16 protein-coding genes and 1 pseudogene are annotated in these 21,016 nt (G+C 72.7%); 10 read left to right on the forward strand and 7 right to left on the reverse strand.

Annotation, left to right across the window (positions count from 1 at the left end):
- The first annotated feature begins 156 nt into the window (after positions 1–156).
- A complete protein-coding gene (locus BXY45_RS09390; RefSeq protein WP_245961722.1) occupies positions 157–759 on the forward strand; it encodes a nucleoside deaminase in 603 nt (200 codons plus the stop codon).
- A 10-nt stretch (positions 760–769) separates the two neighbouring features.
- Here the strand turns inward: BXY45_RS09390 and BXY45_RS09395 are convergent.
- A pseudogene (locus BXY45_RS09395) lies at positions 770–1,695 on the reverse strand (aldo/keto reductase).
- A 178-nt stretch (positions 1,696–1,873) separates the two neighbouring features.
- Between BXY45_RS09395 and BXY45_RS23200 the strand changes: the two are divergent.
- Positions 1,874–2,017: a hypothetical protein gene (locus BXY45_RS23200; RefSeq protein ID WP_170131416.1), complete on the forward strand. Its 144-nt coding sequence runs from the start codon at positions 1,874–1,876 to the stop codon at positions 2,015–2,017.
- Positions 2,018–2,111: 94 nt separating this feature from the next.
- Here the strand turns inward: BXY45_RS23200 and BXY45_RS09400 are convergent, their stop codons facing one another.
- A complete protein-coding gene (locus BXY45_RS09400; RefSeq protein WP_109774083.1) occupies positions 2,112–3,248 on the reverse strand; it encodes a Gfo/Idh/MocA family protein in 1,137 nt (378 codons plus the stop codon).
- A 35-nt stretch (positions 3,249–3,283) separates the two neighbouring features.
- On the reverse strand, positions 3,284–4,078 hold the full coding sequence (locus BXY45_RS09405; RefSeq protein ID WP_109774084.1) for a sugar phosphate isomerase/epimerase family protein: 795 nt from the start codon (positions 4,076–4,078) through the stop codon (positions 3,284–3,286).
- Between the two features lie 194 nt (positions 4,079–4,272).
- On the opposite strand from BXY45_RS09405, the gene BXY45_RS09410 reads away from it, so the two are divergent.
- Together BXY45_RS09410 and BXY45_RS09415 are read left to right on the forward strand one after the other, a co-directional pair.
- Positions 4,273–5,451, forward strand: coding sequence for a CDP-glycerol glycerophosphotransferase family protein (locus BXY45_RS09410; protein WP_109774085.1), 1,179 nt, complete (start codon positions 4,273–4,275; stop codon positions 5,449–5,451).
- A complete protein-coding gene (locus BXY45_RS09415; protein ID WP_109774086.1) occupies positions 5,448–6,164 on the forward strand; it encodes a phosphocholine cytidylyltransferase family protein in 717 nt (238 codons plus the stop codon). The genes BXY45_RS09410 and BXY45_RS09415 overlap by 4 nt, the downstream gene beginning before the upstream one ends.
- A 64-nt stretch (positions 6,165–6,228) precedes the next feature.
- Here the strand turns inward: BXY45_RS09415 and BXY45_RS09420 are convergent, their stop codons facing one another.
- The 3 genes from BXY45_RS09420 to BXY45_RS09430 are packed head-to-tail and all read right to left on the reverse strand — an operon-like array spanning position 6,229 to position 11,701.
- Positions 6,229–7,365 (reverse strand): acetate/propionate family kinase, encoded by a 1,137-nt coding sequence (locus BXY45_RS09420; protein WP_109774087.1) that lies wholly within the window; start codon positions 7,363–7,365, stop codon positions 6,229–6,231.
- Positions 7,362–9,563: a phosphate acetyltransferase gene (gene pta / locus BXY45_RS09425; RefSeq protein ID WP_211319403.1), complete on the reverse strand. Its 2,202-nt coding sequence runs from the start codon at positions 9,561–9,563 to the stop codon at positions 7,362–7,364. Before pta ends, BXY45_RS09420 begins: the two co-directional genes overlap by 4 nt.
- Before the next feature lie 35 nt (positions 9,564–9,598).
- Positions 9,599–11,701, reverse strand: coding sequence for an aldo/keto reductase (locus BXY45_RS09430; protein WP_109774160.1), 2,103 nt, complete (start codon positions 11,699–11,701; stop codon positions 9,599–9,601).
- Between the two features lie 346 nt (positions 11,702–12,047).
- Between BXY45_RS09430 and BXY45_RS09435 the strand changes: the two genes are divergently transcribed.
- From BXY45_RS09435 to BXY45_RS09455, 5 genes are all read left to right on the forward strand, one after another.
- Positions 12,048–15,086: a ribonucleoside-diphosphate reductase subunit alpha gene (locus BXY45_RS09435; protein WP_109774088.1), complete on the forward strand. Its 3,039-nt coding sequence runs from the start codon at positions 12,048–12,050 to the stop codon at positions 15,084–15,086.
- Positions 15,087–15,169: 83 nt separating this feature from the next.
- Positions 15,170–16,285, forward strand: a complete 1,116-nt coding sequence (locus BXY45_RS09440; protein WP_109774161.1) for a ribonucleotide-diphosphate reductase subunit beta — start codon at positions 15,170–15,172, stop codon at positions 16,283–16,285.
- A 305-nt stretch (positions 16,286–16,590) separates the two neighbouring features.
- Entirely contained in the window at positions 16,591–16,905 is a 315-nt protein-coding gene (locus BXY45_RS09445; protein WP_109774089.1) for a DUF2277 domain-containing protein, read from the forward strand.
- 62 nt (positions 16,906–16,967) lie between these two features.
- The gene (gene smpB, locus BXY45_RS09450; protein ID WP_109774090.1) at positions 16,968–17,447 is read left to right on the forward strand and encodes an SsrA-binding protein SmpB; all 480 of its coding nucleotides are present in this window, start codon (positions 16,968–16,970) and stop codon (positions 17,445–17,447) included.
- The gene (locus BXY45_RS09455) at positions 17,434–18,174 is read left to right on the forward strand and encodes a YdcF family protein (protein ID WP_109774091.1); all 741 of its coding nucleotides are present in this window, start codon (positions 17,434–17,436) and stop codon (positions 18,172–18,174) included. The genes smpB and BXY45_RS09455 overlap by 14 nt, the downstream gene beginning before the upstream one ends.
- Here the strand turns inward: BXY45_RS09455 and BXY45_RS09460 are convergent.
- Positions 18,139–19,998 (reverse strand): NAD-binding protein, encoded by a 1,860-nt coding sequence (locus BXY45_RS09460; protein ID WP_170131417.1) that lies wholly within the window; start codon positions 19,996–19,998, stop codon positions 18,139–18,141. The genes BXY45_RS09455 and BXY45_RS09460 overlap by 36 nt on opposite strands.
- Before the next feature lie 88 nt (positions 19,999–20,086).
- On the opposite strand from BXY45_RS09460, the gene BXY45_RS22875 reads away from it, so the two are divergent.
- Entirely contained in the window at positions 20,087–20,983 is an 897-nt protein-coding gene (locus BXY45_RS22875; RefSeq protein ID WP_170131418.1) for a class I SAM-dependent methyltransferase, read from the forward strand.
- Positions 20,984–21,016: the final 33 nt, after the last annotated feature.

Consider the following 21,016-nt stretch of genomic DNA (forward strand, 5'->3'; position numbering starts at 1 on the left):
CCATGATCACGGCGGATTGTGTGCACAGGTCCCATGATCACGGCCGGGTGGCGGCGACCGGCTCATGAGCGGCGTCGACTGACCGGGCCTCCATCACGGCGCTGGCCATGGCACGGTGCGGGCTCGGCTGATTGAGGACGACGACGAGGAGCCCCCGTGCACGCCCTGCCCACCCGCTTCACCCTCGCCCTACCTGAGTGGGTGGCCGAGGAGCTCGCCGACGTGCCGTCGGCGCTGCCGACCCTCGAAGACCGCATGGCCGTGGTCAACCGGCTCGCCTCGCGCAACCACCGCGAGGGCGGGGGCGGGCCGTTCGCCGCGCTCGTCGTGCGCACCGACACCGGCGAGGTGGTGAGCGCAGGCGTCAACGTGGTGCTCGGGAGCGGCATCTCCTCGGGGCACGCCGAGGTCATGGCGCTCGGCCTGGCGCAGGTCGCCACCGGCACGTGGGACCTCGGGGGCGTCGGGCAGCCCGAGCACGAGCTGGTCGTGAACTGGCGGCCGTGCATCCAGTGCTACGGCGCGGCGATGTGGTCAGGCGTGCGGCGGCTCGTGGTGGCCGGCGAGGGGCGGGAGCTGGAGGAGATCACCGGCTTCGACGAGGGGCCGCTCGGCGCCGACTGGGCGGAGCAGTTCGCCGCGCGCGGCATCACCGTCGTGACCGACGTGCTGCGCGAGGAGGCGCTGGCCGTCTACCGGGAGTACCGCGCGGAGGCCGACGGCGGACGGGCGCTGGTCTACAACGCCCGCCAATCCTGATTCCTCGTGTTCAGGGGACGAGGGAGCCGGCCGCAGTGAACAGGCGGTACCACTCCTGGCGGGACAGACGGACGTCGGAACCGGCCACCGCCTCGCGCACGCGCTCCGGCTTCGTCGTCCCCGGCACCACCTGAATGTCGGCCGGATGCCGGGTGATCCAGGCCGTCGCGATGCCGGTCGGGGTGACGCCGTGAGTGTCGGCCAGCTCGTCAAGCACATCGTTGAGCTCGGGGTACTTGTCCCGATCACCGAGGAAGACGCCCGTGAAGAAGCCGCCCTGGAACGGGGACCACGCCTGCAGCGTGGTGCCGTTCAGGCGCGCATGCTCGAGCATGCCGCCGTCGCGGTGGACCGACTGCTCCAGCCCCTCCATGGTCGAGGCCACACCGGTGGAGATCAGCGACGAGTGCGTGATGCTCAGCTGCACCTGGTTGGCCACGAGCGGCTGGCGCACCGCGGTCTTGAGCAGCTCCTGCTGGTACGGCGTGTGGTTGGAGACGCCGAAGTGCCGGACCTTGCCCGCAGCCTCCAGCTCGTCGAACGCCGCGGCGACCTCCTCGGGCTCCACGAGCGCGTCGAGGCGGTGCAAAAGCAGCACGTCGAGGTGGTCGGTCTGCAGCGCCGCCAGCGAGGCGTCCACCGAGCTGACGATGTGCTCGTGGAGAAGTCGAAGAAGCCGTCGCGGATGCCGCGCTTGGACTGGATGACCACCCGCTCCCGCTCGGACGGCGTGAGCTTCACGGCCTCGGCGAAGCGGCGCTCGCAGAGGTGGTCACCGCCGTAGACATCGGCGTGGTCGAGCACGGTGACGCCTTCGTCGAGGGCGGTGCGGACGAGGGCGTCGATGGCCGCGTCATCCAGGGAGTCGATGCGCATGAGGCCGAGGACGACGCTGCTGACCTCGAGGCCGGTGCGGCCGAGCTGCTGGGTCTTCACCTCTCCATCCTCACGACTTCTCCGCATCCGGCCACCGGCGGGCTCGGGCAGGGGCGCCAGACGGGGCCGACGGCGGCGCGCGCGAACGTGTGGAGATCGACTCGCACAGGGAGTTCCCAGGGAGGACAGTCGCGGCTAGCTGGAGTGATCCAGAAGTTGTTCAACTGGAGGTGCAGCCATGATCGTTCTGGGGCTCATCCTGCTGCTGCTGGGAATCTTCCTCACGCAGAACCTGCTCGTCACGATCGGCATCGTGCTGATCATCGTGGGTCTCGTGCTCAACCTGGTCCCGATCGGCGGCACCCGACGACGAGTCTTCTGACGGGCCAGCTCACGACGGCGGCCCCGCACTCCCAGCGTCGGGAGTGCGGGGCCGCCGTCATACTGCCGACCGGCGGGTCAGAGCGCCCGATCGGTCAGAGGGTCAGAGCCGTCGGGTCCCAGTCGGCAGGAAGCGCGGGCGCCACCGTCGTCGTGCTCTCGACGTCCACCGGGCTGTGCCGCTGCGCCGCCTCGATGGTGGAGACCATGACGTCGAGCACGTGGAAGGCCTGCTCACCGCTGGCACGCTCCGGCCGCCCCGCGCGGATGGCGCGGGCCAGCTCCAGCACCCCGGTGCCGCGGCTCGCCGTGGAGCCGACGGCCGCCTCGCTGCGCGGCTCGCCTCCGAGGGCGTGGACGACCGTGTCACCGTCGAACATGTTCGGGTCGGGCAGCTCCAGCGTGCCCCCGACGCCCGCCACCTCGAGCTGGGTGCGGTTCACCGCCGAGTCGAAGCTGAACACCGCCGTGGCCGACGCCCCGCCCTCGAACTCGAACAGCGCCGAGACATGGGTGGGGACGACGACGTCGAACATCTGCCCGGCCTTCGGCCCCGAGCCGATCGTGCGCTGCGGGCGGGCCTTCGACGCTGTCGCCGAGACCCGGCCCACCGGACCGAGCAGCTGCACGAGCGCCGTGAGGTAGTACGGGCCGATGTCGAACAGCGGACCGGCTCCCTCGGCGAAGAGGAACGCCGGGTCCGGGTGCCAGCTCTCCGGCCCCGGGCTCTGCAGCAGCACCAGCGCGGTCAGCGGGTCACCGATGGCCCCGGACTCCAGCAGCCGGCGAGCGCTCTGCAACCCCGCCCCGAGGAACGTGTCGGGCGCGGTGGCTACGCGACGGTCGGCCTTCGCGGCCGCCTCGAGCAGCGACGTACCGCTGGCCCTGTCGAGCGCGAACGGCTTCTCCGTCCACACGTCCTTGCCCGCGGCGACGGCCGCGGTGGCCACCTCCACGTGCGCGGCGGGGATGGTCAGGTTGACCACCACCTCGACCTCGGGGTCGGACAGGACGTCCTCCACCGTGCCCCAGCGGGGCACGCCGAATGCCTCGCCCTGCGCGCGGGCACGGTCGACGGCGAGGTCGGCCACCACCAACACGTCGAGATCCGGGAAGGACGTGAGGTTGGTCAGGTACTGCGTGCTGATCGTTCCGGCGCCGATGACGCCCACACCGACGCGCCCGCTGCCGCGGGGGCCGCCGGTGGCCGCGCTCGCCGTCGTCGTCCCCATCCCTGTCCCCGTCCCAGTCCCTGCCGACGGCTCGGTCATGCCAGTCCCTTCTCCCGCAGAAACGCCAGGCCATCGGCGACGGCGGCGAACCTGTCACCGCGGGAGTCGTCGAGTTCGATGACACGCAGGGCCTGCGGAGCCGCCGCGACGATGTCGGCCACCGGCAGCGTCCCCTGGCCGAGGGCCACCTGATCCAGCACGTCCGCGGTGGCCGGGCCGTCCTTGAGGTGCACGGCCACCACCTGCTCGCCCAGGCGCCGCAGCAGCGCCACCGGGTCGTGGCCACCGACGGCCACCCAGTACGTGTCGACCTCGAGCACCACCTCGGGCGCGACGTCGGCGAGGCGCTGCGCGAGCACCTCGAACGCCGTCGTACCGTCCAGGTCGCTCTGCAGCTCGTGCGCGTGGTTGTGGTAGCCAACCCGCACCCCGTGACGCGCGGCGACGGCGGCAGCGGCGGCCAGCTCGGCGGCCACGGCCTCGACGTCCTCGCGGGTCCGCCACCGCTCCGGCGGGGTGAACGGGTCGATGACGGTGCGGGTACCTCGCGCGGCCGCGGCGGCGAACAGCGCGTCGAGGGCGTCGTCGTCGCTCCCCACGAAGCTCTGGTGCATCGTCGGAGCGGCAATGCCGTGCGCAGCCAACGCCGCCGCCAGCTCGTCGGACAGCGCCAGCTCGCCGAACGGCTCGACCGAGGCGAAGCCCAGCTCAGCCAGCCGGGCGACGGTGCCCGCGACATCGTCCGCGAGCGCCTCTCGGACGGTGTACAGCTGGACGGAGACCTGATTGCTGGCCCTGCGCGCACCTGCGAAGGTGGGGGTGGTGGTCACGCTGCTCCTCGTCGTTGGGGCGGCATTTCAACGGCGTGCCGTCGCACGGCGTGCCTCTACTCAATCACCCGCGAGGACTTCCCGACCATCCGGTCGGTCTACGAGGTCGCACGATCACCGGAACTGTGGCCCCATGATGGAAGGTCGAACCGCGCCCTACCTGCGAAGGAGGGGCGCCAGGAGGGAGTGGTCGCGTGAAGATCGTCTACAACAGCTTCGACGGCAGGTACTCCGACAGCCCGAGGGCTCTGTACGAAGCCCTCACGCGCACCGGTCGCGGCGTCCCGCTGGAGCACACCTGGCTCGCGGCGCCGGCACACCGAGAAACGTTCCCCGACGGGCCCACCCTGGTGGCACCCGACGGCGCGGAAGCCGTCGCCGCCCTGGAAGCGGCCGACGTCGTCATCTCCAACTACCACCTGCGGCCGCAGTGGGCGAAGGCCCCCGGCTGCCTCTACCTGCAGACCTGGCACGGCACGCCACTCAAGCGGATCGCCGCCGACGAGCCGCACGTCACCGCTGACGACCCGGTGCCCGGCTGGCGCGACGTCGACAGGTGGGACCTGCTGCTCTCCTCCGGGCCTGTCGCCACCCGCGCGCTGACCAGCGGGTTCCGCTGGACCGGGCCGATCGCCGAGACCGGATGGCCCCGCAACGACGTGCTGCTCTCCCCCCAGCGTGACGAACTGCGCACCGCCGTGCGGGCCCAGCTGGGCGTGGCCGAGGACACCACCGCGGTGCTCTACGCACCGACCTGGCGCGACGACGTGCTCGACGCCGACGGTCGCCGCGACGTCGACCTGCGGATCGACCTGGCCGAGTTCAGCCGCCGCTTCGCCCAGCAGAACCCGACGCACGTGCTGCTCCTGCGGCTGCACTACATGCTCTCGGACCGGCTCGCCGACACCGCGCTGCCGCCGGGCGTCATCGACGTGTCACGGCACCCCGACATCGCCGAGCTGTACCTGGCCGCCGACACCATGGTCACCGACTACTCCTCGACGCTGTTCGACTTCGCGGCCACCCGCAAGCCGCTGCTCCTGTTCGCCTACGACCTGGAGCATTACCGCGACGACGTGCGCGGCTTCTACTTCGACCTGTTCGGGGCTCCGCCCGGCCCGGTGCTGCGCACCAGCGACGACCTGCTCGACGCCCTCGCCGACCCGGTGGCCTCCACCGAGGCGTGGGTGGCTCAGGCCGACGCCTTCCGCGCCGAGCACTGCCCCCTCGACGACGGCGGGGCGTCCGAGCGGGCGCTGGATCTCGTGCTGCCCGGCCGGGTGGCGGAGGCGGGCTGGTCGTCGTCGTCGTCCTCCTCTGCCTCGCCGTCGGGGTTGCCCGGCCCGCGCGGCACCGAGGCGGTGACCCGATGAGGCTGCAGGCTGTCGTGCTGGCCGCGGGCAAGGGCACCCGGCTCGGACGGCCACTGCCCAAGCCGCTCACGCAGCTGGCCGACGGGCGCAGCATCCTCGCGCAGCAGGTCGACAACCTGCGCGCCGTGCTCGGCGAGCAGCTGTCGATCACCGCGGTGGTCGGCTACAAGGCCCCGCTGATCATGGAGGCGCTGCCGCGCCTGCTGTTCGCATACAACGAGGACTACGAAGACACCAACACGTCCAAGTCGCTCCTGCGGGCCCTCGAGCTGTCCGCCGACGGTCCGGTGGTCTGGCTCAACGGCGACGTCGTCTTCGAGCCGGAACTCCTCGACCTGCTGCTCGGCCCGCTCACCCGCGGGGAGAGCGCCGTGTGCGTGAACACCGCCTCGGTGGCCGAGGAAGAGGTGAAGTACACGGTCGACGCCGACGGCTACATCAAGGAGCTGTCCAAGACCGTGGTCGGCGGCCTCGGGGAGGCCGTGGGCATCAACCTCGTGGGCGCCGCCGACAAGGCGCTGCTCATCGAGAACCTGCGCGCATGCGGTGACCAGGACTACTTCGAGCGGGGCATCGAGCTGTCCATCGCCCAGGGCATGAAGGTGCTGCCGATCGACATCTCCGCGCACGTGGCGGTCGAGGTCGACTTCGAGGAAGACCTCGCCCGCGCCGAGCGCCTCGTGGCGGAGCACCGCCACGCTCAAGAGCCCTGACCCCCGTCCGTGATCATGGGCGTCCGCCACCCCGGAAGGTGGCGGAGGCCCATGATCACGGTTGTCAGGGGGTGACGACGGCGAGCACCTGGTCGGCGATCTCGGCTTCCTCGTCGGTGGGGACGACGACGACCCTCGCGCCGATCCGCACCGGCTCCGCCGGGCCGCGAGCGGCCTCATTGAGGGCCGCGTCCACCCCGAAGCCCAGGTGCTCCAGCGGCGCGCACACCGCGGCACGCACCGCGGCGGCGTTCTCACCGACCCCCGCGGTGAACACCACCGCCTTCACCCGCGGCACGAGCGCCAGGAACGAGCCGACCGCCGCGCTCAACCGGTAGCAGTAGACCTCCAGGGCGGCGCGGGCCGCCGCGTCGCCGGCGTCAGCGCGGGCCTGGACGGCGCGAACGTCCGACTCCCCCGTCAGCCCCTTGAGGCCGCTGCGCTTGTTCAGCAGGTCGTCGACGTCGGCGGCCGTCATCCCAGCCTCGCGCACGAGCGTCATGACGATGGCCGGGTCGACGTCGCCGCTGCGGGTGCCCATCGCGGCACCGGCCAGCGGCGTCAGCCCCATCGTCGTGTCGACGCTGCGTCCCCCCTGCACGGCCGTCACCGAGACGCCGTTGCCGACGTGGGCGACGACGAGGTCGGCCTCGTCCAGCGGCACCCCGAGGAACGCCGCCGCACGCTTGGTGACCACCTGCACGCTCGTGCCGTGGAAGCCGTACTTGCGCAGCCCGTACCGCCGGGCCACCTCGACGTCGACGGCGTACGTCGCGGCACGCGCAGGGATGGTCGCGTGGAAGGCCGTGTCGAACACCGCCACCTGCGGCACGTCGGGCAGCGCCTTGCGCAGCGCGCGGATCGCCGCCAGCTGCGGCGGGTTGTGCAGCGGCGCGAGCGCGGAGAGCTCGTCGATGCCGCGCTCGACGTCGTCGTCGACGACGGTGGGGTCGGTGTACCGCGTGCCACCCTGGACCACGCGGTGGCCCACCCCCGCCAGCCCCTCCAGCCCCGGCCCGCCGCCCTCGGCGGACAGGGCCCCCATGACCTGCGACAACGCCGCAGCGTGGTCGGGGACCTCGGCTGACCCGATGCGCTCGACGGTGCCCTTGGCCAGCACCTCGGCCGCCCCGGCGCCGTGCTCGCGCAGCTGGTACTTCAGGCTCGAGGAGCCCGCGTTGACAACGAGGACCCTGCTCATGCGGGCGCCTGCTCCTTGCTCTGGGTCTGCTGGCTGGTCTGGGACTGCACAGTGCTGGTCTGGGTGTGCACAGTGCTGGTCTGGGACTGCACCGCGGTGATCGCGACGGTCGACACGATGTCGGCCACCGTGCAGCCGCGCGACAGGTCGTTGACGGGCCGGCGCAGACCCTGCAGCACCGGGCCCACCGCCACCGCGTCGCCGGTGCGCTGCACCGCCTTGTACGTGGTGTTGCCGGTGTTGAGGTCGGGGAAGACCAGCACCGTCGCCCGTCCGGCCACGGGGTTGCCCGGCAGCTTGGCGGCGCCCGTGGCGGGGTCGACGGCGGCGTCGTACTGGATCGGACCGGCCAGCGGCAGGTCCGGCGCCCGCTCGGCCACGAGGCGGGTGGCCTCGCGGACCTTGTCGACGTCGACACCCGCGCCCGAGCTGCCGGTGGAGTAGCTGACCATCGCCACCCGAGGCTCCACCCCGAACGCCCGCGCCGTTTCAGCGCTGGACAGCGCGATACCCGCGAGCTCCTCGGCCGTGGGGTCGAGGTTGACGGCGCAGTCGGCGAAGACGAGCACCCGGTCGGGCAGGCACATGAGGAAGGCACCCGAGACGCGGCTGGCGCCCGGCATCGTCTTGATGACCTCCAGCGCAGGGCGGATGGTCGCCGCGGTGGTGTGAGTGGCGCCGGAGACCATGCCGTCGGCGTGGCCGGTCTCTACCATGAGCGTGCCGAAGTACGTCGGATCGAGCAGCTGCTCGGCCGCCGCCTCCAGCGTCACGCCCTTGTGCTTGCGCCGCTCGGCGTACACCGCCGCCATCTGATCGCGCAGCGGGGAGGTGGCCGGGTCGATGATGCGCGCGGAGCCCAGGTCCACCCCGAGCCGGTCCGCGCTGGCGCGGACCTCCTCCTCACGGCCCAGCAGCACCAGGTCGGCGACGTCGAGATGGCCCAGCTCCTCCGCCGCGCGCAGCACGCGGCTGTCCTCGCTCTCGGGCAGCACGATGGTGCGGCGATCAGCGCGCGCCGCGGCCAGCAGCCGGGCGTTGAACATCGCCGGGGTGACGGCCTCGGTGCGCACCAGCCGGATCTGCTCGGACAGCTCCTCGGCGTCCACCCCGGCGCTGAAAGCGCCGAGCGCAGCGGTGACCTTGCGCTGGCTCGTCGGGCGGATCGCGCCGGTCGCGCCCTCGAGGCGGTGGATGGTCGTGTACGTGTCGGTGGGAACGCTGATCATCGGCAGGCCGCTCGGGCGCAGCAGCGTCAGCTGGAGGTCGTCAGGGCGGGTGCCGTTGGTCAGCACGAGTCCGCCGGGCGTCGGCAGCTGGCGGTGGATGGCCGCTCCGGCCGAGACGAGCATGAGGTCGAGCCGGTCACCGGAGGTGACCAGCAGCGTGCCCTCCCGCAGGAGCCTCAGGACGACGTCGGCATGCGCAGAACCGGCCAGGTACCCGCCGACCTCGCGCTCGAGCGCCGAGTCCGAGCCGATGAGCACCGTGCCGTCCAGCACCGAAGCCACCTCGCCCACGGTGAGGGCGCTCAGCAGCGGCACCTCGTCGACGGCGTAGACGGGGTGCCGGGTGGCGCCGCCGGTGTGGCCGCTCTCCAGGCGGACCGCCTCGAGCACCGCCTCCCGGTGGGCCGGGTCCACACGGTTGACCACCGTGGCGAGCTTGGTGCAGCCGCGGGCCGCCAGCGCCGAGCCGGCCTCGCGCGCAGCCGCAGCCACCTGCGACGGCTCCGCCGGACCATCAGCCCCCGCTGCGGAGACCACGACGACGACGGGCGCGCCGAGGTTCACCGCCAGCAGCGCGTTGAGGTCCAGCTCCGTGGCCGGCGAGGGACCGGTGAAGTCCGTGCCCACGACGAGCACGAAGTCGGACCGCTCCGCCAGACGTTCGACCCGCTCGACGATGGTGGCGACGAGGCGGCGGGGGTCCGGCCCGGCGTCGGTGGTGTCCACCAGGGCCGCGGCCTCGCTCCAGGTGAGGCCGACGGCGTCGTCGTCGTCGATGTCCAGGTCGTAGCGGTGGCGCAGCAGCTCCACCAGGGGGTCGGGCTCGTCGCGGCTGGAGACCACCGGACGGAAGACCACCGGGCGGCGGACGGAGCTGGCCAGGAGGTCGAGCAGGCCGAGCGCGACGACCGTCTTCCCGGCGCCCGCGCGGTCCGCTGTCACGTACAGGCGCTGGTTGGCTGACGACACGGGGAGAACTGTGTCAGGCCCCTACCCGTGGGGTGTCAGGCCTCCCGCAGGTCGAGCCAGGCGACCTGCTCGGCGGTGAGCTCGACGTCCAGGGCGGTCATCGAGGAGCGCAGCTCGGCGAGGGTGCGGGGGCCGATGAGCGCGAACGTGGGGAAGGGCTGCGCCAGCACGTACGCCAGCGCCACCGCCGTCGTCGGGACGCCGAGCTGCTCTCCGAGCTGGGCGGCGCGGCGCTTGCGCTCGAGGTTGCCGTCGGAGAGGTAGCAGCGGACGAGCTCGGCGTCGCCGCGCATCTCGGCGTCGTCACGGGCGAAGAACCCGCGCGCCTGCGAGCTCCACGGCAGCAGGGGCACGCCGCGCTCCTCCAGCCAGGCGCGGGAGGCCGGGTCGGTGGCGTGCACGCAGCCCGCCCACGGCACGTCAAGCGCGCGGGCCAGGCCGAAGTGGTTCGAGAGCACCCCGAAGCCGGCCCGACCGTGGGCGCGTGCGTAGGCGTTGGCGGCGTCGAAGCGCTCCGGGGTCCAGTTGGAGCCGCCGTAGACGCCGATGTGGCCGGCGCGGGCGTGCTCGTCGAGCACGTCGACGAACTCCCCCACCGGCACGGACGGGTTGTCGCGGTGCATGAGGTAGAGGTCGGCGCGCTCCAGGCCCTGCCGCTCGAAGCTCTCCCGCAGCTGGCGGCTCAGGGAGTCGGGGTCGCAGTGGGGCGTGTGCGCGCCCTTGACGATCACGGTGACCTCGTCGCGGATGCCGCGATGGGCGAGCCACCGGCCGAAGCGGCGCTCGTAGTCGCCGTCGTCGCCGTAGATCCAGGCCGTGTCGAACGTGGTGCCGCCGGCCTCGACGAAAGCGTCGAAGAGGGCGCTCGCGTGGGAGAGGGTCGGCTGGTTGTCGCAGCCCATGACGAGCCGGGAGACCGGGCTGGCCAGGCCCGCGATGCTACTCACCGGGATCATTCCGGTACCCGGGGCCGGGACTCGCAGCGGCTGGCGCGACACGGTGGGGATGGCGGCGGTCTCGGCCTCGAACGGGTAGCGCAGGCCGAGGGCGGCGCGCCACCTGTCGAGCACGGCGAGGGTGCCCAGGGAGTCCTCGTGGGTCTGCTCGGGTGCCTCCCCTGGCCCTGTGCCGGCGGCCAGAGCGCGGGCGGCGTCGGCGAGGGCCTCGGCCTCCAGCGCGAACGCCTGCTGGGCGGGCGCGGCGCCGTCCCACGTCTCCTCCACCGGCTCCTCACCGACGCGGCGCAGCACGAGCCTCGGGGCGGCCTGCACGGTCCAGGGGTCGTGGAGTTCGAGGGTTCCCAGGGACCCGCGGACGACGGCGGTCTGCGGCTCCTCCAGGCGGGTGCCGCACCTGACGGTGGCGAGCAGCCCGCCGCCGAAGTCGAGGTGGGCGACCGCCCACTCGTCGACGCCCGTGGCACCGAGGTGCCCTGCGGCGCGGACGCCCCCGGGGCCGGAGAGCGGCTCGGCGAAAGGCCTGCCCGTGTGGTGCTGGCGGGCCGCGCCCGCGACGGCGCGGGCGAACGAGACCGGGTAGCAGCCGACGTCGAGGATGCCGCCGCCGGCCGTGGCCGGGTCGTGCAGGCGGCCCGGGCCGCGCGGGTCGCCGTCAGGGTTCGGGGAAGAGGCGAAGGAGAAGCTCGAGTCGATGTGGAGCACCTCCCCGACGGCGCCCTCACGCACGAGCTCCAGCAGGCGGCGGGTGGCGGGGTGGAAGCGGTAGGCGAAGGCCTCCAGCAGCGCCACGCCGGCCTCGCGGGCGGCGTCGATGACGCCCATCGCCGAGCCGTGGTCGGGCGTGAGGGGCTTCTCCACGAGCAGGTGCTTGCCGGCGCGGGCCGCAGCGACGGCGAGCTCGGCGTGGCCGGGGTGGACGACGGCGATGTACACGCCGTCGACCTCCGGGTTGGCGAGCACCTGCTCGTAGGTCCCGGAGGTCATGCGTCCCCCGCGGGCAGCACCGTCTCGGCCGGCAGCCTCCACCTCCTCGGCCAGCGCTCGGGCGCGGGCGGGGTCAGAGCTGGCGACGGCGACCAGCACGCCCGTCCGGCTGGCCGGCAGCTCCCGCACGAAGCGGCGGGCGATGGACCCCGGACCGAGGACGGCCCAGCGGAAGACGGCGTCGTCATCTGGCACGTCCAGCAGGCTAGAGGGCACCTCCGACAGCAGCCCCGACTGTGCTCGCACAGGGGCCGGACCATCAGCCGGACCAGGGCCTGGACCGGACTGTCAGACCCCTCTGGCAGGGTGCCCAGCGTGACCGGAACGTCTCGACACGCCGTGCGAACAGGCATGACCGATGACTCGCTGACCACTACCAGTAGTTCGCTGGAATCCTCGGCCCACTAGATGTAGCGTCTGGTGTGCCGGGTGACGCCCCCGACGAGCGAACCGGCCACTCACTCCCCCTGGACCTGCGGCGATGACGCAGCGTTCGGGTTTCACCACGCTGAACGCACGCTGACGAGCCGAGGAGACGCACATGACCCAGGTGGCAGACGAGGTCCTGGAGGTCACCACGAGCGGCACCGGCCACGAGGGCTCCTCCGCGGCGCCCACCGCCGTCATCAACCGCCGCGGCGAGGTCGTGCCCTTCGACGCGAGCCGCATCTCCGTGGCCCTGCAGAAGGCGTTCCTTGCCACCGAGGGTCAGGCCGCCGGCAGCTCCGCCCGCGTGCGCGAGCTGGTGGACGAGATGACGCGGACCGTCGTCGACACCCTCGTGCGCCGCTCCCTGGCGGGTTCGGGCTCCTCCGGCCGCCCGGTGGCCGTCGAGGAGGTGCAGGACCAGGTCGAGCTGGTGCTCATGCGCTCCGGTGAGCACGCCGTGGCCCGCTCCTACATCCTCTACCGCGAGGAGCACGCCCGCGCCCGCCGCGAGCGCGAGGCCGCCACGCCGAGCGTGGAGAAGGTGCGCCAGCTGTCGGTGCGCACCACCGAGGGCACCCTGGTCCCGCTCGACCGTGACCGCGTGGCCGCCGTCGTCGCCGAGGCCTGCGCCGGCCTGCCCACGGTCGACCCGGACGCCGTGGTCACCGAGGCCATGCGGACCCTGTACGACGGCGTCGGCGAGGTGGAGCTGGCCCAGGCCCTGGTGCTGGCTGCCCGCACCAAGGTCGAGGCCGACCCTGACTACACCTACGTCTCGGCGCGCCTGCTCATGGACATGCTGCGCACCGAGGCCCTCTCCCACGTGCTGGGCGAGCGCACGCTGGCCACCGCGCCGCAGATGGCGCAGCTGTACCCGCGCTACCTCAAGGGGTACGTGGCCAAGGGCATCGCCCTGGGGATGCTCGACCCGCGCCTGGCCGAGTTCGACCTCGACAAGCTGGGCCAGGCCATCGAGGCCGGCCGCGACGGCCAGTTCACGTTCCTCGGCCTGCAGACCCTGTACGACCGCTACTTCCTGCACGAGCACGGCGTGCGCTACGAGCTGCCGCAGGCGTTCTTCCTCCGCGTGGCGATGGGCCTGGCCCTCAACGAGGAGCACAAGGAAGAGCGGGCCATCGAGTTCTACCGCCTGATCTCCAGCTTCGACTTCATGTGCTCCACGCCCACGCTGTTCAACGCGGGCACCACCCGGCCGCAGCTGTCCAGCTGCTTCCTCACCACCGTCTCGGACGACCTGTCCGGCATTTTCCAGTCCATCAAGGACAACGCGATGCTGGCCAAGTACTCCGGTGGCCTCGGCAACGACTGGACCCCGGTGCGCGGCATCGGCGCCCACATCAAGGGCACCAACGGGCAGAGCCAGGGCGTCGTCCCCTTCCTGAAGATCGCCAACGACACCGCGGTCGCGGTGAACCAGGGCGGCAAGCGCAAGGGCGCCGTGTGCGCCTACCTGGAGACCTGGCACATCGACGTCGAGGAGTTCCTCGAGCTCCGCAAGAACACCGGTGACGAGCGCCGTCGTACGCACGACATGAACACGGCCAACTGGGTGCCGGACCTGTTCATGCAGCGTGTCGCCGCGGGCGGCTCGTGGACGCTGTTCTCCCCCGACGAGACCCCGGACCTGCACGACCTGTACGGCCCGGCGTTCGCCGAGCGGTACGCGGAGTACGAGCGCATGGCCGAGCGCGGCGAGCTGCGCGTGCACCGCACGGTCAACGCCGTCGACCTGTGGCGCAAGATGCTCACCGCCCTGTTCGAGACCGGGCACCCGTGGATCACCTTCAAGGACCCGTGCAACCTGCGCTCCCCGCAGCAGCACGTGGGCGTGGTGCACTCCTCCAACCTGTGCACCGAGATCACGCTGAACACCAACGCCGACGAGGTCGCGGTCTGCAACCTCGGCTCGATCAACCTCGCCGCGCACACCACCGCCGACGGTCTGGACGTCGAGCGGCTGCGCCGCACGGTCCGCACCGCCGTGCGGATGCTCGACAACGTCATCGACCTGAACCTCTACACGATCCCCCAGGCCGAGAACGCCAACCAGCAGCACCGCCCGGTGGGCCTGGGCCTCATGGGCTTCCAGGACGCACTGTTCACGCTGCGGCTGCCGTACTCCTCGGAGGAGGCCGTGCAGTTCGCGGACACCTCCATGGAGCAGATCTCCTACGCGGCCATCGAAGCCAGCTCCGACCTCGCCGCCGAGCGCGGCTCCTACCGCAGCTTCGACGGGTCGCTGTGGAGCCGCGGGATCCTCCCGATCGACTCCCTGGAGCTGCTGCGCGAGGCCCGCGGCGGCGACGTCGAGCTCGACACCTCCACCACGCTCGACTGGGCGCCGCTGCGCGAGAAGGTGCAGCGCCAGGGCATGCGCAACTCCAACGTCATGGCGATCGCGCCCACCGCGACGATCTCCAACATCGTGGGCGTCGCGCAGTCGATCGAGCCGATGTACCGCAACCTGTTCGTGAAGTCGAACATGTCGGGTGACTTCACCGTGGTGAACGCCTCGCTGGTGCGCGACCTCGCCGAGCGGGGCCTATGGGACGAGGTCATGGTCTCCGACCTCAAGTACTTCGACGGCTCCCTCGGCGCCATCGACCGTGTCCCGGACGACCTGCAGGCGCTCTACGCCACCGCGTTCGAGGTCGACCCGTCCTGGCTGCTGCGCTCCGCCGCCCGCCGTCAGAAGTGGATCGACCAGGCGCAGTCGCTGAACCTGTACGTGTCCAGCCCCAACGGCCGCAAGCTCGACAACCTGTACCGCACCGCGTGGCAGCTCGGCCTGAAGACGACGTACTACCTGCGCTCCTCCTCGGCCACGCACGTGGAGAAGTCGACGCTGCGCGGCACCGACGGCAAGCTGAACGCCGTCTCGGCGGGCACTCCGGCCGCCGCTCCGGCGGCGGTGGCTGCAAGCGTTCCCGCCCAGGGCGGCACGCCCGCCGCCGCGGGTGGCTTCGTCGCCGCGGTCGCCGCCAGCCCGGCCGCGGCCGTCTCCGCGAGCCCGTCGCCGGTGGTGTCGCTGCCGAACACCGCCGCCGCCGAGCGTGCCACCCAGTTCACCGAGGAGTACGCCGCCGCGTGCTCCATCGAGAACGGCGAAGACTGCGAGGCCTGCCAGTGACCGCTCCCACGAGCAGCTCGGCCGCCGCCGGCACCGTCCCCGCAGCACGCACCGCATCCACCAGCTCTTCCGAGGAGATCACCGTGACCACCACCACCGACAGCGCCCGCCCGGCTGTCGACGGCGCTGTCGAAGGCACTGTCGACAACGTGACGGGTCTCGGCGCCATCCAGTCCGGCGCCGCCCGCGTCGACGTCAGCGACAAGGCGATGATCAACGCCCGTGCCGACGTCAACCAGCTGCTGCCGCTGAAGTACGGCTGGGCGTGGGAGAAGTACCTCGCCGGCTGCAACAACCACTGGATGCCCACCGAGGTGTCCATGCAGGCCGACATCGCCCTCTGGAAGAGCCGTGACGGGCTCACCGAGGACGAGCGCCTCATGCTCAAGCGCAACCTCGGCTTCTTCGCCACCGCCGAGTCGCTGGTGGCCAACAACATCGTGCTCGCGGTGTACCGCCAGCTCACCAACCCGGAGTGCCGCCAGTACCTGCTGCGCCAGGCCTTCGAGGAGGCCGTGCACACGCACACCTTCCAGTACATCTGCACCAGCCTCGGCCTCGACGAGGGCGAGCTGTTCAACATGTACCGCGAGGTGCCGTCCATCACCGCGAAGGACGCGTGGGCGCTCAAGCACACCCGCAACCTCGAGTCGGGTGAGTTCTCCACCGGCACGCCCGAGGCCGACCAGGACTTCCTGCGCGACCTCATCGCCTTCTACGTGGTGTTCGAGGGCATGTGGTTCTACACCGGCTTCGCGCAGATCCTCAGCCTGGGCCGGCGCAACAAGATGGTCGGCATCGCCGAGCAGTACCAGTACATCCTCCGTGACGAGTCGATCCACCTGAACTTCGGTATCGACGTCATCAACCAGATCAAGGCCGAGAACCCGCACCTGTGGTCCGCGGAGTTCCAGGCCGAGGTCCGGGGCATGCTCAAGGAGGCGTGCGAGCTGGAGATCGAGTACGGCAAGGAGACGATGCCCCGCGGCATCCTCGGCCTCAACGCCGACCTCACCTCCGAGTACATGCGCTTCATCACCAACCGCCGCTGCGTCCAGCTGGGCCTGGCCGAGGTGTTCCCGCCCGCGGAGAACCCCTTCCCGTGGATGAGCGAGACGATGGACCTCAAGAAGGAGAAGAACTTCTTCGAGACCCGCGTCATCGAGTACCAGACCGGTGGCGGCCTCTCCTGGGAGTGACCTCCTGCTGACGCTGACGGCGGCCCGTCGTCCCCACCTCCCGGGGGCGGCGGGCCGTCGTCGTCGCAGAGGGTGCGTGACGGCCGACGTGCAGAAGTCCCCCGAGGACGCCCCGGGAGGCCCATCGGAGCACTTCTGCACGTCCGTCGTCACGCCGGGGGTACCCGGGGGTGGCGGATGCCCATGATCACCGCACCGAGTGGGCTCGGGGTGCGAGGTGCGGGCAGGTACGTCAGGCTGCTCGGTTTGGGCGAATCCAGCCCTGCTCGCCCCGCGGCGCCGCATCGCCGTTATCGTTCCGTGACATGTGCCGGAACATCCGCACGCTGCACAACCTCGCGCCGGCGACGACGAATGACGAGGTCCACGCGGCTGCGCTGCAGTACGTCCGCAAAGTAGCGGGCACGACGAAGCCCTCCCGTGCCAACCAGGACGCCTTCGACCGCGCGGTCGCCGAGATCGCCCACGCCACCGAGCACTTGTTGGAGGCGCTCACCACCACCGCTCCCCCACGCGACCGCGAGGTGCTCGCCGCGCAGGCCCGCGCCCGCGCCGCCCAGCGCTACGCCGCTCCCTCCGCTCCGGCACTACCCACCACGACCGAAGCGGTGGCGCCGTAGCCCGCCGCGGTGCCGGCGCGTGGGCGCGCCAGAGCAAGCCCTCCCGTCCCCGCGAGGAGGGGCTGCGCCTGGTGGCTCGCAACAAGCGTGCCGCGCACGACTACGAACTGACCCACCGCTACGAGGCCGGCGTCGTCCTCGTCGGCACCGAGGTGAAGGCTCTGCGCCAGGGCCGCGCCTCGCTGTCGGAGAGCTGGGTGGAGATCGACGACGCCGGGGAGGCGTGGCTGTACGGCGCGCACATCCCGGAGTACTCCCAGGGCAGCTGGACCAACCACTCCGCGCGTCGCCCGCGCAAGCTGCTGCTGCACGCCGCGCAGCTGCGGCGCCTGGCGGAGAGCTCCCGCGAGGGCGGCTGGACCGTCGTCCCGACCAGCCTGTACTTCCTCGGGTCGTGGGTGAAGGTCGAGGTGGCCATCGCCCGCGGCAAGGCCGAGCACGACAAGCGTCAGACCTTGCGCGAGCGCCAGGACGCCCGCGAGGCCGAGCGCGTCATGGCCGCCCACCGCCGCAGCAGCAGGGGTTCCCGTGCTGCGTCGTGACCCCGCCCGGGCCACCGGCTGGCTCGCCGGGCGCAGCTGGTCTCGCCGCCTGCAGCTGGCCAGCGCCAGCGTCGCGGTGATGGTGCTCCTGTGGCCCGTCGTCGACATCGCCGTCAACACCGCCTGGTCGCACCGTCGCGTGGACGCCAACCACCTCGACGCCGTCGTCGTCCTCGGCTCCAGTCTCGACGCCGGCCAGGTGACCCCGCTGCTGGAGAGCCGCGCGCGTCGGGCGGCGGACCTCGTCGCGCAGGCCCGTCACGACGGCGGCGACCCGTGGGTGGTCACCAGCGGCGGTGTCACCGGCCCGACCCCGGCCGACGGGCAGCCCGTCTCGGAGGCCCGTGCGCTCGGGGATCGACTGATCGCTCTCGGGGTCGAGCCGCGCCGGCTGCTGCTCGAGGAGCGCGCGCTCACCACCGCCGACAACCTCGCCTACGCGCTGCCGCTGCTCACGAGCACCGACCCTGCGGTGCGGCGAGTCGCTGTGGTCACCTCCGACGGCCATGTGGCCAGGGTGCGGCTGCTGCTGCGCCAGGCGATCTCCGAGCACCGGGTGGAGGACCGCTACGAGGTGACGTTCGTCGGTGCGTGGACTCCCCTGCAGGACGTGCGCGCCGCTCTGCTGCGCGAGATGGGGCTGGTGGCCGGGCAGCGCGCCGACACCGCCGTCACCGCCGCGTGGCTGCAGTCACGGCGCTGGAGCGGTACGGCGGACCCCGTCTGAGCGCAGCAGGGCCACGAGCTCGTCGGAAGGTCCGACCAGGTGGACGCGGTCTCCGGCGGCCAAGCGTGCGCTGCTGCGGGGTGACAGCTCCACAGCGCCGCCGGCGCCTCCGCCCGCGCGCAGCAGCCCGAGCACGCGGGTGCCCTGCGGGAGGTCGGCCAGGGCCGCACCGTCGAGCCCGCCCCCGGCGCTGACGCTCAGCCGCGCCACGAGCAGCGGCGCCGCCCCGGCGTAGAAGGTGCCGAGCACCTCCAGCCCGAGCGCCGCGCCCACGAACCACGGAGCCGACAGCGCCGCGGTGGACCGCACGTGGCGGAACCCCAGCGCCCCGCCCAGCGCCGTCGCGAGGCCGGGGTCGGCCACACGCAGCACCACCGGCACGGTCCACCACCGCTCGCCGAGGAGGTCCTTGAGGGCCAGGCCGGCCTCGACGTTGACGAGGTCGTCGCTGGTGAGCACCGCCACGGCGCGGGCGCGCTCCAGCCCGGCCGCGGAGAGGACCTCCGGCTGCGTCGCGTCACCGGTGAGCACCTGCGCGCCGACTTCCCGCGCGGCCGCGGCGTACCGGTTGGCCGGGTCGGGGTCCACCACGAGCACCGGCACGTCCTGACCGCGCAGGTGACGCACCACCGCGATCCCCACCGAGCCCAGCCCGACGACGATGACGTGGGCGTCCAACGCGGTGACCCGCCGCCGGCCCAGGCCCTCCTCGAGGCGTCGGGTGACGAGCGCGTTCGTGAGGAGCGCGAAGAAGACCGTGGCCAGCGTGGCCCCGACGAGCATGAGTGCCACGGCCCACAGCCGCAGCCACCACGCCTGGTCGCGGAAGTAGAAGTCGCCGAAGCCGACCGTGGCCACCGTCTCGACGGTGAAGTAGACGGCGTCGAGCAGGCTCATCCGGGTGCCGTCGGCCTCCCGGTAGCCGGAGAGGAGGACGACGACGGACAGCACGCCGAGCCCGCCCAGCGCTGTCAGCGCCAGGCGTAGCCGGGCGTCGAGGGCGCCGGCGAGGGTGCGCAGCAGCGACGACGGCCGGTGCCGGGCCGCCCGGGGAGCCCGGGCGCCCACGAACGCCGGCACCTGATCCGGCATCTGCCCTGACCGGTGCTCCGGCGTCTGCCGCAACCCGGGCAGGGACGCACGGGCGGCGCGGACGTCGTCCTCCGTCCCGACGAGCACCACGAGGTCACCTTCGGCCACGACCCGGTCGCGCCCGGGTGAGAGTGCCGTGGTGCCGTCGCGTCCGTCGACCACCGCCAGGGGGGCGAGGTCGCCGAAGAGCTCCCGCAGCGCGCCCTCGCGGTGCGCCTCCACCTCCAGCACGCGCAGCTCACGGCCCCCCACCTCCAGGCTTCGCACCGGGGTGGCCAGGCATGCCTGCACCACGGCCGGCGCGGACAGGGCGGCGACGTCGAGCACCGCCACCCCGGTACCCGCCAGCGCGCGGCCCACGGGCGCGTTGCCGAGCTGCGCAACCACGCGCAGGTCCGCACGGGCCGCGCGGGCGTGCAGCGCGGTGGCGAGGGTGGCGAGGTCGTCGTCCTCGACGCACAGCAGCGCGGACGCGCCGGCCAGTCCCGCCTCCGCGAGGACCTCCGGCCGGCTCGGCTCGCCCCGCACCAGGACCGCGCCGGTGGCCTCCAGGGCCCGCAGGAGCGCAGGGTCGGGTCGGGGTTCGACCACCACCGCGCGCACGCCCGCGGCCCGGAGCTGCTGCACCGCCCGCAGGCCCTCGGCGTGCAGCCCCGCCACGACGACGTGCCCGGTCCAGCTGGACGGCTCTGTCGACGGCTCTGTCGACGGCGAGGGCGCGGGGATCTCCACGCCGGTCACCGTGCCACGCCCGCGCACCCTGCGGGAGCCTGCACGGGGGGTGTGCACGGGCCAGCGGGACGTCTGTGACCCTGGGCGGGTGGAGAACCGATGGGAGCCGCAGCGTGTGGCGGACGCCGTGGTGGCCTCGGAAGCGGCGATGGACCGCCTCGACGCGGTGCGGGCGCAGGTCGCCGGGGGCGCCGCCAACACCCACGGTGGCGACCCGGGGCTGCACCGCAACCGCAGCACGGTGGTGCGCCACGCGGTGAACTACCTCGTGGCGGTGCGCGCCGCGCAGGCGCTGGCGTCGCGGGAGGCGGTGGCGGGGCCGGTGCTCGACGTCGGCGCCGGGACGGGGGCGTTCTCCCCGCTGCTGGCCGAGCGACTGGGCCGCGAGCTGCACCTCGTCGACACCGACCCCCGCCACATGGCCCTGGCCGCGGCGGCGTTCCCGACTGCGACGACGCACACGGATCTCGCTGCTGCTCCGCGCGGCGCCGTCGTCACCGCCATGGAGGTCATCGAGCACCTCGAGCCGGCCGACCAGGTGGGCTTCGTCGCGTCGCTCGCCGGCGCGGTGCTGCCGGGCGGGGCGCTCGTGCTCTCGACGCCGGACGAGTCCGGCTACCCCCGCGGCTGGTCGGGCTACGCCCCGCACGTCGGCCCGCTGGACGCCGCGCGCCTGGCGCGCGCGGTGGAGGCGGGCACCGGAGGGTGGCCGGTGACGGTGCTGCGCGTGGACGGGCCGACCTTCGCCCTCACGCCGCTCGGCGCGCTCGTCCAGGGCACGGCCAACCGGGCGTGGAACCTCGTCTCCGGCGTCGCCGCCGGGCTGGAACCTCGCGTTACCGGGCTGCTCCACCGCGTGACGAAGGACCGTCCGGCCGCTGCCGTGCCGCCCGAGGGCTCCTGGAGGGTGCGGGCGGTGGGCGACGACGACGGCGGGTGGCGCGCCGGCACCGGGCTGCTCGCGCTGGCGAGCGCGCCCACCTGACCCGCCCCCTGTTGAGCACTTTCCGCGGCAAGT

The organism is Quadrisphaera granulorum, assembly GCF_003149145.1.
GTDB classification, from domain to species: Bacteria; Actinomycetota; Actinomycetes; order Actinomycetales; family Quadrisphaeraceae; genus Quadrisphaera; species Quadrisphaera granulorum.

Bases quoted from the DNA above. Each gene is read 5' to 3' on its own strand.
- BXY45_RS09415 (WP_109774086.1), top strand. From the start codon at position 5,448: ATGAGGCTGCAGGCTGTCGTGCTGGCCGCGGGCAAGGGCACCCGGCTC.
- BXY45_RS23200 (WP_170131416.1), top strand. From the start codon at position 1,874: ATGATCGTTCTGGGGCTCATCCTGCTGCTGCTGGGAATCTTCCTCACG.
- BXY45_RS09445 (WP_109774089.1), top strand. From the start codon at position 16,591: ATGTGCCGGAACATCCGCACGCTGCACAACCTCGCGCCGGCGACGACG.
- BXY45_RS09400 (WP_109774083.1), bottom strand. From the start codon at position 3,248: ATGGGGACGACGACGGCGAGCGCGGCCACCGGCGGCCCCCGCGGCAGC.
- BXY45_RS09420 (WP_109774087.1), bottom strand. From the start codon at position 7,365: ATGAGCAGGGTCCTCGTTGTCAACGCGGGCTCCTCGAGCCTGAAGTAC.
- BXY45_RS09435 (WP_109774088.1), top strand. From the start codon at position 12,048: ATGACCCAGGTGGCAGACGAGGTCCTGGAGGTCACCACGAGCGGCACC.